The organism is Escherichia sp. B1147, from assembly GCF_001660175.1.
In the GTDB taxonomy this organism is placed as follows: Bacteria; Pseudomonadota; Gammaproteobacteria; order Enterobacterales; family Enterobacteriaceae; genus Escherichia; species Escherichia whittamii.
In genome coordinates this window covers 45,690-57,618 of the sequence record NZ_LFHY01000017.1, presented here as the reverse complement: position 1 = coordinate 57,618, position 11,929 = coordinate 45,690, and the positions used below count along the sequence as shown (strand labels likewise).

Here is an 11,929-nt window from a genome sequence, read left to right as displayed (position 1 = left end):
TAATAGTCTCAAATAATATGTTTAAAATATGAATATTGAATTGCGTCACATCCGTTACTTCATCGCTGTTGCGGAAGAATTGCATTTTGGTCGTGCTGCAGCTCGGCTGAATATTTCCCAACCGCCACTAAGCCAACAGATTCAGGCGTTGGAGCAACAAATTGGCGCGCGCCTGCTGGCCAGGACCAATCGTAGCGTCTCGCTCACCGCTGCAGGCAAACAATTTCTTGCCGATAGTCGCCAAATTATTTCTCTGGTAGACGATGCCGCAGCGCGAGCTGAACGTCTGCATCAGGGGGAGGCGGGAGAGTTACGCATTGGTTTTACCTCATCGGCGCCATTCATTCGCGCCGTGTCAGATACCTTATCGTTATTTCGCCGTGAATTTCCTGATGTCCATTTGCAGACACGCGAGATGAATACCCGCGAGCAAATTACGCCCCTTATCGAAGGGACACTCGATATGGGACTGTTACGCAATACTTTGCTGCCGGAGACGTTGAACCACGCGGTAATTGTGCATGAACCGCTTATGGCGATGATTCCGCACGATCATTCATTGGCCAGTAAATCTGTAGTTACGCTGGCGGAACTGGCAAAAGAGCCGTTTGTTTTCTTTGATCCTCACGTTGGGACGGGGCTTTATGATGACATTCTTGGCCTGATGCGACGCTACAATCTTACACCGGTTATTACCCAGGAAGTGGGTGAGGCAATGACCATCATGGGCCTTGTGTCTGCCGGTTTGGGGGTTTCGATTTTACCTGCCTCATTTAAGCGTGTTCAACTTAATGAAATGCGTTGGATACCTATTGCTGAAGAAGATGCGGTTTCTGAAATGTGGTTGGTCTGGCCAAAGCATCATGAACAAAGTCCGGCTGCGCGAAACTTTCGTATTCAGCTGCTGAATGCTCTCAAGTGAGGTAAAATCCAGCCAAAAAACCCGAAAAGTGTGCTGTTAATCACATGGCTAAGTAAAAATTTGACGGCACGCATTGAAGTGTTTCACCATAGCCTACAGATTATTTCGGAGCGCGAAAATATAGGGAGTATAAGGTGGTTGCTGAAAACCAGCCTGGACATATTGATCAAATAAAGCAGACCAACGCAGGTGTTGTATATCGCCTGATTGATCAGCTTGGTCCCATTTCGCGTATCGACCTTTCTCGCATGGCGCAACTGGCTCCAGCCAGTATCACCAAAATTGTCCGCGAAATGCTAGAAGCGCACCTGGTGCAAGAGTTAGAAATTAAAGAAGCGGGAAACCGTGGCCGCCCTGCGGTGGGGTTGGTGGTGGAAACAGAAGCCTGGCATTATCTTTCTCTGCGCATCAGTCGTGGTTTGATTTTCATTGCTTTGCGTGATTTAAGCAGCAAGCTGGTGGTGGAAGAGACGCTGGAGCTGGCGCTTCAGGATGAATTGCCTTTGCTGGAACGTATCATTGCGCATATTGATCAGTTTTTTATCCGTCATCAAAAAAAACTCGAACGCCTGACATCCATCGCTATTACATTGCCGGGAATTATTGATACGGAAAATGGCATTGTGCACCGGATGCCGTTTTACGAGGATGTGAAAGAGATGCCGCTCGGCGAAGCGCTGGAGCAGCACACAGGTGTACCAGTTTATATTCAGCATGATATCAGTGCATGGACGATGGCTGAGGCATTATTTGGTGCCTCTCGCGGGGCGCGCGATGTGATTCAGGTGGTAATTGATCACAATGTTGGCGCAGGCGTGATTACCGACGGTCACCTGTTACATGCCGGAAGCAGCAGCCTGGTAGAAATTGGCCATACCCAGGTGGATCCCTATGGTAAACGTTGTTATTGCGGTAACCACGGTTGCCTGGAAACCATCGCCAGTGTGGACAGCATCCTCGAACTGGCGCAATTACGCCTTAATCAATCAATGAGTTCGATGTTGCACGGGCAGCCTTTGAGCGTGGATTCCTTATGCCATGCGGCGTTGCAGGGAGACTTGCTGGCAAAGGACATTATCACTGGCGTAGGCGCGCATGTTGGGCGCATTCTGGCCATCATGGTGAATTTATTTAACCCACAAAAAATACTGATTGGCTCGCCGTTAAGCAAAGCGGCAAAGATTCTGTTTCCTGTGATTTCTGACAGCATCCGTCAGCAGGCGCTTCCAGCATACAGTCAGCATATTAGCGTTGAGAGCACTCAGTTCACCAATCAGGGGACAATGGCGGGAGCCGCGCTGGTAAAAGACGCGATGTATAATGGATCTTTGCTGATTCGTCTGTTGCAGGGTTAACATTTTTTAACTGTTCTACCAAAATTTGCGCTATCTCAAATTGAGTGCAGAAAGCATAACTTAGACTTTCCACGTTGAATTATTTTCCTGGCTTATATTAGTGAAGCATAACGGTGGAGTTAGTGATGCTGAAGCGTTTCTTTATAACAGGTACAGACACTTCTGTAGGGAAAACGGTGGTTTCCCGCGCATTGCTACAAGCGTTAGCCTCCCAGGGAAAAACGGTTGCGGGATACAAACCCGTAGCGAAGGGGAGCAAAGAGACACCTGACGGGCTGCGTAATAAAGATGCCCTGGTGTTGCAGAGTGTTTCATCAATTGAACTGCCTTATGAAGCAGTCAATCCCATTGCGTTAAGCGAAGAAGAAAGTAGCGTGGCACACAGTTGTCCAATCAATTACACGCTCATTTCAAATGGTCTGGCTAACCTGACCGACAAAGTTGATCATGTTGTAGTTGAGGGGACTGGCGGATGGCGTAGCCTGATGAATGATCTGCGTCCGCTCTCTGAATGGGTGGTCCAGGAGCAGCTACCGGTGTTGATGGTGGTGGGCATTCAGGAAGGCTGTATTAACCATGCGCTTCTGACCGCACAAGCGATTGCGAACGACGGTCTGCCGCTCATTGGCTGGGTGGCTAATCGTATTAACCCCGGGTTAGCACATTATGCAGAAATCATTGATGTGCTGGGTAAAAAACTCCCGGCACCACTCATTGGTGAACTGCCTTATCTGCCGCGCGCTGAACAGCGAGAACTGGGTCAATACATCCGTTTAGCCATGCTGCGTAGTGTGCTGTCGGTAGATAGAGTCAGGGTGTAAGGTCCGCGACATTACCGACGCAATCACGCAGGCAATCAATAAACCGGGGAGTAGCTGATACTCCCCGGTCATTTCGCATATCATCAATGTCGACATAATTGGCGCATGCGTGGTCGCAGCCAGCAGTGTTGCCATCCCAGTTAGCCCGAGTAAAAGCGTCATTTCTTCGCCGCCGGGAAGCCATAACCCCAGACTACGTCCATACAGCATGCCAATTGCAAGTCCGATAAATAGCGTTGGCGTAAACACGCCGCCAGGCGCGCCGGAACCGCTACTGGCCAGCACGGCAAAAAGTTTGCAGATGAAGATCGCAGCAATGACCGTAAACAGTGGTGGGGTGGTTAAAAAGGATTGCACCGTACTATAACCATTGCCCCATACGGCAGGCGTGAGCAGAGAAAGCAGGCCGACGATCAATCCCCCTAACGCCAACTGCCAGGGCGGCGCCAGTTTTAGATGAACAAAACCCTGATGACTGGCGCTCATCATTTTCAACAGTAATGGTCCGCAAAGACCCGCCAGCACGCCGGTACTGATAATCAACACATAGTCCCGTACATGCAGCGTCACCTCGAGTTGAACGCTGTAGAGTAATGTATCGCTGTGATTAATAAGATTGCTGACAAGTAATGCCACCACGGCTGAAATCACCACCGGGCCAAGAGAGGCCAGCATCAAGGTGCCAAACAGCACTTCGGCAATAAATAAACTCCCAGCAAGCGGCGCGCGATAGGCTGCAGCCATGCCTGCCGCAGCACCGCAGGCAATCCATAATTTCCACTCTTCACGCGGTGTAATACGTTGGGCAAACCAGGATGCGGCAAGAGCCGCCAGCAGAATCATCGCGCCTTCACGGCCAATTGCGCTACCGCTGGCTACCACCAGCAGAGAGGCCAGTGATTTTACCAAACTTGCTGCGTAATCGAACTGTCCCTCGGTCTGCAATGCTTCCATATAATCGGTTGGCGCATGAGGGCGTTGCTGCGTAACTCTCTGCCAGCCCATGAGCAATAAACCTGCCGCCAGACCGCCGAGCGCAGGAGTTAACAAGCGTCGCCACAAAGAAAGGTTTGTCGCAGCATTGACCAGACTCCCGGAATCATTGCTCAGGAACAACCACTCCAGCAACAGCATGGCATGACGGAACCCGGCAACGGCAAGCGCCGCGAGAATACCGATTACTGTTGCGATAAGCAGACGACGGAACATGGTGCGCAGATCCGGGTAAAGGTGTAGATGATGCATGAGTAAAAATGGCAATTTAAATACGAGCATCTATTTTGCGGGAAAAGACGTCAGGCGCAAAAGCTGTACGTGCTTTAAGTGGGGAAAAGGTGTGACACTGTAACGTATTTAAAATTGGATGGCGAACTATTGTCGCCATCCGGTAATACCGATTAACCTCAACGAAACAGAGGCTTAACTGCGACGGGAATCAGCAATTGTGACTGCCACTCAGCCAGCGTTAAGCGAGCCAGTTCACCAAGTGTGCGGTAAAAAGGGTGGTCTGCTTTTTCGATAAACACCTCGAGAAAGCGCGTCGACCACGGTAAAAGATGCCACGCCAGCAACTCTTCGCACTCGGTCTGACGACCATTCTCCGCCAGCCAGGCCGCCATCAGTAGCAACGAACCAAAATGATCTTCAGGCTCGTTTTGCTTCATCTCAAACTGAATGCCTTTTTCGCGCATCCATTGACGAAGTGCCAACGTTGAATCGCCAAACAGTACCGATTCACGATCTAACCAGACCGATCCCCACGGTGGAGACGGCAATGCCCACGGGCCAACGAATAAACGCTGCCAGGCCTGCGTACGCGACTCTTCACTCTGTTGCTGAAAAGCCGTTACCAGCGGCACTAAAGAAGTTTGCGGCAGAGGCCACTGAGTTTCCCAGCCATCGCTGGTCATTGCAGAAACCAGAGGCGCGGCTTCCTCGCTTTCTGGGGCGTAATAAAACAGCGCACCCAACACGCGCGCCGCGACAGAAAAATTATCTTGTTGTGAAAAATGCGTCATTCCTATCACCCTGAAACGTGCGGGTTACCCCGCACCAAGTTGTTAACCTGCGACAGCCATTCCGACCGTCATGTGCAGGCCATAAAATAGCGCTCGCCCGATCATCTCACCGCCCAGTATGAGAGTTAACCCTAACACAAGCCCGGCAACGTGAGGTTCATGGCGACGGATTAGCGGACACAGCCAGCATCCCAGACCAGCGCATAACAATACCACACGCCAGGCTTGTAATGCGGCGTAATCTGGCACCAGTGCGCTGGCTTGTTGTACGGATGAGTGAATAGAGGCCAGAGACAAACCTTGCAGCACAATCCCCCCGACACAGGCGATCAGCGCGAGAACGCTAATGATGGCAAACGGTGTAGTATTAAACGTCACGCGGGCGGCCCGCAGAATAGCCGCCGCAAGTATGGGGCCACTCAACAAAACCGTCAGGAAAAAGGCCAACGTAGTATAACCGTTATGCCAGGTTGGCACGGTATCGATTTGATAAACGCAACTCATCATCCAGACGAAAACGACACCGAGAACCATGCTGACGAGTAACCAGAGTCTCCCTAACGCTTGCGGTATCTTCCTTGTTACCACTGCCAGCCACCATAACCCGCCAACGGCAAAGAACAATGAACCGGCAGCAATTTCGTTGCTCAAGCCGGAAGCACCGATTCGATTCAGCGAATTAAATGCCCGCAGCGGTGAGCCCAGGTGCATGATGGAGGCGATAAAACCGATGCCCATCAACAGCCAGAGGAAAAACATGCCGCGAACAATGCGCTGACGGTCTGCGTCACCTTTGGTAACCAACCAGCCAATTCCACTGACAATCAGCGCACCCACCACACATTGGCCCAATAGGGTAAAGACAACCAGCGGCCATTCATGCCATCCATTTCCCATTTTAGACTTCCTCCGGATTAGCCAGATAACCAGTGGTATCGCCGGTCGGTCGGCTGTTGGCGTTAGGTTTGATAACGATATTGGGTTTTGTGAAATGTGCGCGCGGCAGTGGCGCGACGGCAGCCAGTGTGCCGTGCTTCTGGCGTAACTCTTCAATCGGACCGAACTCAAGCGCACGCAGCGGGCAGGATTCAACACATATAGGTTGTTTCCCTTCCGCGACACGTGAATAACAGCCATCGCACTTAGTCATATGTCCTTTTTCTGCATTGTACTGTGGCGCGCCGTAAGGGCAGGCCATGTGACAGTAGCGACAGCCGATACAAACATCTTCGTCAACCACCACAAAGCCATCTTCGCGCTTATGCATTGCGCCGCTGGGGCAGACTTTGGTGCAGGCCGGATCTTCACAATGGTTACAGGAGAGGGAGAGATAGTAGGCAAACACATTCTGATGCCATACACCATTGTCTTCCTGCCAGTCGCCTCCTGCATATTCGTAAATACGGCGGAAGCTTACTTCGGGGCTAAGATCTTTAAAGTCTTTGCATGCCAGCTCGCAGGTTTTGCAGCCGGTACAGCGGCTGGAATCAATAAAAAATCCATATTGCGTTGTCATGGGCTACTCCTTAAACCTTTTCGATCTCGACGAGATTGGTGTGCTGCGGATTTCCCTTAGCAAGTGGTGAAGGGCGCAGAGTGGTCAGCGTATTCACACAGCCGCCGTGGTCGATTTTATCACCAGCCATATTTGCCTCATGCCAGGCCCCCTGACCCATAGCGCTAACGCCGGGGATGATGCGCGGCGTTACTTTTGCCGGCAGGCGGACTTCGCCACGATCGTTAAACACCCGAACCATATCGCCATTAGCAATGCCGCGCTTCTGCGCATCTATAGGGTTGATCCACACTTCCTGACGACAGGCTTCTTTCAGTAGTTCGATGTTGCCGTAGGTGGAGTGAGTACGGGATTTATAATGGAAACCAAACAGTTGTAGCGGGAAGGTACTGCGTTCAGGTGAATCCCAACCTTCAAAGGTTGATGCATAAACCGGCAAAGGGCTTATCACTTCATCTTTTTCCAGTTCCCAGGTTCGGGCAATTTCCGCAAGCTTGCTGGAGTATATTTCAATCTTACCGGATGGCGTTTTCAGGGGATTCGCCTCGGGATCGTCACGAAATGCTTTGTAGGCAACGAAATGACCATTGGGATCTTTACGTTTGTAAATCCCCATTTTTTTCAGTTCATCATAAGACGGCAGTGCCGGATCTTTAGCGACCATTTGGGCGTACAGATGCTGCAACCACTGTTCCTGGGTACGACCCTCGGTGAATCGCTGATACACATCAGGTCCAAGACGTTTCGCGACCTCGCTCAGGATCCAGTAAATCGGTTTGCGTTCAAATTTCTCACTGGTCACCGGTTGCAGGAATATGAGATAGCCCATGTTACCGGCGTAATCGTTAGGAATGATGTCTTCCTGTTCAACGGTCATCAGATCTGGTAGCAAAATATCGGCGTATTTTGCCGAAGAGGTCATAAAGTTTTCGATGACCACAATCATTTCGCATTTCGACTCATCCTGCAGAATTTCATGCGTTTTGTTGATGTCCGAGTGCTGATTCACCAGGGTGTTACCGGCATAGTTCCAGATGAACTTAATCGGCACATCCAGCTTCTCTTTGCCGCGAACGCCGTCGCGTGTTGCGGTCATTTGCGGGCCATGATCGATAGCATCGGTCCAGCTAAAACAGGAGATTGACGTTTTGACCGGATTATCCAACATTGGCAAACGTTCAATGGTAATTGTGTAGGTAGATTCACGTGCGCCACTATTTCCACCGCTGATGCCGACATTGCCCGTCAGAATGGGTAACATAGCAATAGCGCGAGCGGTCAACTCGCCGTTCGCCTGGCGCTGTGGTCCCCAGCCCTGGCATATGTAGGCGGGTTTTGCTGTCCCGATCTCACGAGCCAGTTTGACGATACGGTCCGCCGGGATACCGGTGATCTGCGAAGCCCACTGCGGTGTTTTCGCTGTTTTATCGTCACCTTCGCCAAGAATATACGCCTTGTAATGACCATTTTTTGGCGCATCCGCAGGCAAGGTTTTTTCGTCATAACCTACGCAGTATTTATCGAGAAAGGGTTGATCGACGAGATTTTCGTTAATTAACACCCAGGCGATACCTGCCACCAGTGCAGCATCGGTTCCTGGACGAATAGGAAACCATTCGTCTTCACGGCCAGCAGCGGTATCGGTGTAGCGCGGATCGATAACGATCATTTTGGCGTTGGATTTCTCGCGCGCTTTTTCCAGAAGGTAAGTGATTCCGCCGCCGCTCATTCGTGTTTCAGCGGGGTTGTTACCAAACATCACCACCAGCTTGCTGTTTTCGATATCGGTGGTGCTGTTACCATCGTTACTTCCGTAGGTGTAAGGCATTGCACAGGAAATTTGCGCGGTACTGTAGGAACCATACTGATTAAGCGAACCACCGTAACAGTTCATCAGGCGTTTTACTGCAGAGGCTGATGGAGAAGAGCGAGTCATATTTCCGCCAACGATCCCCGAAGAGTACTGAATATAAACAGCCTCGTTGCCATATTGTGCGACGGTTTTTTTCAGGCTATTGGCGATGGTATCAAGCGCCTCATTCCAGCTAATACGCTCGAATTTTCCTTCGCCGCGTTTGCCTACGCGTTTCATTGGATAGTTCAGCCGATCGGGATGATTAATCCGCCGACGTATAGAACGACCACGCAAACAGGCACGTACCTGATGATTGCCATATTCGTCGTCGCCAGTATTATCGGTTTCCACCCATGTGACTTCATTATCTTTAACATGGAGACGAAGCGCGCAGCGACTGCCACAGTTGACGGAACAAGCCCCCCATACAACTTTTTCGCTGGCCTGCTGTACTGCCGCCGCTGCGCTGCGCATAGCGAAAGGCAACGATAAACTGCCAGCTGCAAGCGCCAGTGAACCTATAGCGGTAGATTTAACCAATGTTCTGCGGCTAATGCCCACCTGATTTTCATTTTTGGACATAACTCACTCCCTGATTTCTATCGTTATATACATATTTATATTTTGAATATTTAGCGTGCTAACAATAGGGGGTCTACCCATTTTAGGTTAGGAATTATTAATCCATATCAATAGAAGGGCATCAGTGATAACTGGCTACAATAGAGCATCAGAAGTACGTTGCTGGATGGCTCGCGAACGTCTTATCGAGCCTACAGATCCGTTACAGAATGTAGACCTGACAAGACGCGCCAGCGTCCATCATACTTTTACTGCGGTTCGGCAGGTGCACCATCCTGAGTCGGTTGTGCAGGGGCAGAATTGTTACCGCTGGTGGTGCGGTTATAGAGAATTTTATGCGTATCATTGGCACAATGGCCAACCACCCTGGTGTCAGGCTGATCGACCTGATCATTCGGCACAATACTTAAAGTAAAGCTACTTTCTGGTACACCGTTATTGATAATACGCTGTGAAATATCGCTCTTTATCCGTTCACAAGAATCTGGCTCGGCCAGCGCGACGGGTGAGGCCAGTGTGAGCATAAGCGCGGCACAATAAGTTGAGATTTTCATCATTGGCTCCTTAAATGAATATTACTAATTAAGCATAGCATTTCACGTGTAAAGTACTGTATTTACTACTATGATTGAGAATCATCTCTACTGCCTGGTGACTGACGTGAATTTCAAATTACTGCCATGTTTGCTTGCGATAATGCTTACAGGATGCGACCGCGCAGAAGTAACGTTTTCTTTTACGCCAGAGATGGCCAGTTTCTCTAATGAATTTGATTTCGATCCGCTGCGTGGTCCGGTTAAAGATTTCACCCAGACATTGATGAATGAACAAGGGGAAATGACGAAACGTGTTTCAGGCAGTTTATCGGAAGAGGGTTGCTTCGATTCGCTTGAATTACTGGATCTGGAAAATAATACCGTGGTTGCCTTAGTGCTGGATGCGAATTATTACCGCGATGCGCAGACACTGGAGAAAAGAGTACGTTTACAGGGTAAATGCCAGTTAGCAGAATTACCGTCCGCCGGGGTAAGTTGGGAAACTGATGATAATGGCTTCGTGGTTAAAGCCAGCAGCAAACAGATGCAGATGGAATATCGGTATGATGAACAGGGCTATCCGCTGGGTAAAACCACAGTAAGCAACGACAAAACGTTATCAGTCACTGCAACACCGTCAAATGATCCAATCAAAAAGCTTGATTACACGGCGGTTACTTTACTTAATAATCAACAAGTTGGTAATGTTAAGCAAACCTGTGAATATGACAGCCACGCCAATCCGGTAGACTGCCAATTAATCATTGTGGATGAGGGAGTAAAACCCGCCGTCGAACGGGTTTACACTATCAAAAATACCATTGATTATTATTAACGCTATTGCGCGGTCGGCTTCAGCATCGCCTGACCAGGCGTTTTATGTTCCGCCAGATACTGATGCTGGAATATACACATGCGAATGGCATTGCGATATTGACCATTAATAAAGAATTCATGCATCAATTCACCTTCGACTGTAAAACCGAGCTTACGGTAAATGTGAATCGCTTTTTCATTCTCTTTATCGACAATCAGATACAGCTTATAAAGATTAAGAACCGTAAAGCCATAATCCATTGCTAATTTCGCTGCGCGGGTTGCCAGACCTTTACCCTGGTATTCCGGAGAGATGATTATCTGAAATTCTGCGCGGCGGTGGACATGGTTAATTTCAACCAGTTCCACCAGACCCGCTTTTTCACCATCGCATTCCACCACGAAACGGCGCTCACTCTGATCGTGAATATGTTTATCGTACAGATCAGAGAGTTCAACAAAGGCTTCGTAGGGTTCCTCAAACCAGTAACGCATCACGCTGGCGTTATTGTCGAGTTGATGCACATAGCGTAAATCTTCACGCTCCAGCGGACGTAGCTTAACACTGTGGGCGCTTGTCATAACGTGTCCTTACATTCCTTATATCAATAGAAGGTTAGGGGGTAATTACGCGGCCAGTACGACGGTCCAGGCAACGTAAAGTGTTCGGTTCCCAGTAGGCATTTATGTTGGCACTTTGTTCGCATTTATCGCGGCTATCGAATGCGGCGTCAACTTTATCCCATTCTTTCTCGGTGCGTTTATTGACTTTTTGACGTAAATTGCGAGTTTCATTCCATTGCTCTTTTTCCATTGTCGCCTGTTGGCGACTCTGTGCGCTGTCGCCAGACTCGATCACCAGTTTATTGGTTTCTGCATGAGTAGTTGCGCTAAATGCCAGTGCGCAAGGTAGCAGAAAAGCGAGCAGTCCGAGCCGTTTGCAGAAAGTAATATTCATGATTCATTCCTTACATGAATGTTTAAAGGAGATTTTACACGATCCACTGCGAACGCAAAACGTACCAGAAGGATGTATAGGGTGATGATATTATTTCGAGCCATAAATATACATGATGTCAATGAGTGACAAAGATGATTAAAACAACATTACTGTTTTTTGCGACGGCCTTGTGTGAAATTGTTGGCTGCTTCCTGCCCTGGCTGTGGCTTAAACGAAACGCCAGCGTATGGCTGCTGGTTCCGGCGGGGATTTCTCTGGCGCTTTTCGTCTGGCTGCTAACATTGCATCCGGCGGCAAGTGGGCGAGTGTATGCAGCTTATGGTGGCGTTTATGTTTGCACGGCGCTGCTGTGGCTGCGGGTTGTGGATGGCGTAAAACTCAGTCTCTACGACTGGACAGGGGCATTGGTCGCGCTGTGCGGAATGTTGATTATTGTTGCTGGCTGGGGACGCGCTTGATTTTGTCGGGAATGAGAAATGTTTTTTATTATTAATAAGATACGCTCTTTCTGTCGTCCAGAATAACAGCAAAGTCTGGCTGTCTTTAG

At 49.4% G+C, this 11,929-nt stretch carries 13 protein-coding genes; 5 read left to right on the top strand and 8 right to left on the bottom strand.

Annotated elements, in window-relative coordinates:
- Positions 1-28 precede the first annotated feature (28 nt).
- The 3 genes from A9180_RS18265 (at position 29) to bioD (ending at position 3,098) form a co-directional block, all read left to right on the top strand.
- Complete coding sequence (locus A9180_RS18265; protein WP_064529987.1) at positions 29-922, top strand: LysR family transcriptional regulator; 894 nt, start codon at positions 29-31, stop codon at positions 920-922.
- A 134-nt stretch (positions 923-1,056) separates the two neighbouring features.
- Entirely contained in the window at positions 1,057-2,277 is a 1,221-nt protein-coding gene (gene mlc, locus A9180_RS18260) for a sugar metabolism global transcriptional regulator Mlc (protein WP_064529986.1), read from the top strand.
- A gap of 125 nt (positions 2,278-2,402) precedes the next feature.
- The gene (bioD, locus tag A9180_RS18255; RefSeq protein WP_064529985.1) at positions 2,403-3,098 is read left to right on the top strand and encodes a dethiobiotin synthase; all 696 of its coding nucleotides are present in this window, start codon (positions 2,403-2,405) and stop codon (positions 3,096-3,098) included.
- On the opposite strand, the gene clcB is transcribed toward bioD, so the two are convergent.
- The 6 genes from clcB to A9180_RS18225 form a co-directional block, all read right to left on the bottom strand.
- Entirely contained in the window at positions 3,051-4,343 is a 1,293-nt protein-coding gene (clcB, locus tag A9180_RS18250) for a voltage-gated ClC-type chloride channel ClcB (protein ID WP_074399639.1), read from the bottom strand. The genes bioD and clcB overlap by 48 nt on opposite strands.
- 158 nt (positions 4,344-4,501) lie before the next feature.
- Positions 4,502-5,116 carry a Tat proofreading chaperone DmsD gene (gene dmsD, locus A9180_RS18245; RefSeq protein WP_064529984.1) on the bottom strand — a complete coding sequence of 205 codons (615 nt, stop codon included), beginning with the start codon at positions 5,114-5,116 and terminating at the stop codon, positions 4,502-4,504.
- 42 nt (positions 5,117-5,158) lie between these two features.
- Positions 5,159-6,013, bottom strand: a complete 855-nt coding sequence (gene ynfH, locus A9180_RS18240) for a selenate reductase membrane anchor subunit YnfH (RefSeq protein WP_064529983.1) — start codon at positions 6,011-6,013, stop codon at positions 5,159-5,161.
- A gap of 1 nt (position 6,014) precedes the next feature.
- Positions 6,015-6,632, bottom strand: coding sequence for a DMSO reductase like molybdoenzyme iron-sulfur subunit YnfG (ynfG, locus tag A9180_RS18235; RefSeq protein WP_064529982.1), 618 nt, complete (start codon positions 6,630-6,632; stop codon positions 6,015-6,017).
- Positions 6,633-6,642: 10 nt separating this feature from the next.
- Entirely contained in the window at positions 6,643-9,069 is a 2,427-nt protein-coding gene (gene ynfE / locus A9180_RS18230) for a selenate/tellurate reductase subunit YnfE (protein ID WP_064529981.1), read from the bottom strand.
- Between the two features lie 248 nt (positions 9,070-9,317).
- A complete protein-coding gene (locus A9180_RS18225) occupies positions 9,318-9,623 on the bottom strand; it encodes a DUF1161 domain-containing protein (RefSeq protein ID WP_064529980.1) in 306 nt (101 codons plus the stop codon).
- Positions 9,624-9,729: 106 nt separating this feature from the next.
- Here A9180_RS18225 and A9180_RS18220 point away from each other — a divergent pair, with 106 nt between their 5' ends.
- Entirely contained in the window at positions 9,730-10,440 is a 711-nt protein-coding gene (locus A9180_RS18220; RefSeq protein ID WP_074399638.1) for a YnfC family lipoprotein, read from the top strand.
- A 2-nt stretch (positions 10,441-10,442) separates the two neighbouring features.
- On the opposite strand, the gene speG is transcribed toward A9180_RS18220, so the two are convergent.
- Positions 10,443-11,003 (bottom strand): spermidine N1-acetyltransferase, encoded by a 561-nt coding sequence (speG, locus tag A9180_RS18215; RefSeq protein ID WP_064529978.1) that lies wholly within the window; start codon positions 11,001-11,003, stop codon positions 10,443-10,445.
- 34 nt (positions 11,004-11,037) lie between these two features.
- Entirely contained in the window at positions 11,038-11,379 is a 342-nt protein-coding gene (locus tag A9180_RS18210; protein WP_064529977.1) for a DUF1283 family protein, read from the bottom strand.
- A 134-nt stretch (positions 11,380-11,513) separates the two neighbouring features.
- On the opposite strand from A9180_RS18210, the gene A9180_RS18205 reads away from it, so the two are divergent.
- Positions 11,514-11,840 carry a YnfA family protein gene (locus A9180_RS18205; protein WP_064529976.1) on the top strand — a complete coding sequence of 109 codons (327 nt, stop codon included), beginning with the start codon at positions 11,514-11,516 and terminating at the stop codon, positions 11,838-11,840.
- Positions 11,841-11,929: the final 89 nt, after the last annotated feature.

What these genes read in the sequence shown, in the direction of transcription:
- A9180_RS18265 (WP_064529987.1), top strand. Translation starts at nt 29, where the DNA reads ATGAATATTGAATTGCGTCACATCCGTTACTTCATCGCTGTTGCGGAA.
- bioD (WP_064529985.1), top strand. Translation starts at nt 2,403, where the DNA reads ATGCTGAAGCGTTTCTTTATAACAGGTACAGACACTTCTGTAGGGAAA.
- clcB (WP_074399639.1), bottom strand. Translation starts at nt 4,343, where the DNA reads ATGCATCATCTACACCTTTACCCGGATCTGCGCACCATGTTCCGTCGT.
- dmsD (WP_064529984.1), bottom strand. Translation starts at nt 5,116, where the DNA reads ATGACGCATTTTTCACAACAAGATAATTTTTCTGTCGCGGCGCGCGTG.
- ynfH (WP_064529983.1), bottom strand. Translation starts at nt 6,013, where the DNA reads ATGGGAAATGGATGGCATGAATGGCCGCTGGTTGTCTTTACCCTATTG.
- ynfG (WP_064529982.1), bottom strand. Translation starts at nt 6,632, where the DNA reads ATGACAACGCAATATGGATTTTTTATTGATTCCAGCCGCTGTACCGGC.
- ynfE (WP_064529981.1), bottom strand. Translation starts at nt 9,069, where the DNA reads ATGTCCAAAAATGAAAATCAGGTGGGCATTAGCCGCAGAACATTGGTT.
- A9180_RS18225 (WP_064529980.1), bottom strand. Translation starts at nt 9,623, where the DNA reads ATGAAAATCTCAACTTATTGTGCCGCGCTTATGCTCACACTGGCCTCA.
- speG (WP_064529978.1), bottom strand. Translation starts at nt 11,003, where the DNA reads ATGACAAGCGCCCACAGTGTTAAGCTACGTCCGCTGGAGCGTGAAGAT.
- A9180_RS18210 (WP_064529977.1), bottom strand. Translation starts at nt 11,379, where the DNA reads ATGAATATTACTTTCTGCAAACGGCTCGGACTGCTCGCTTTTCTGCTA.
- A9180_RS18205 (WP_064529976.1), top strand. Translation starts at nt 11,514, where the DNA reads ATGATTAAAACAACATTACTGTTTTTTGCGACGGCCTTGTGTGAAATT.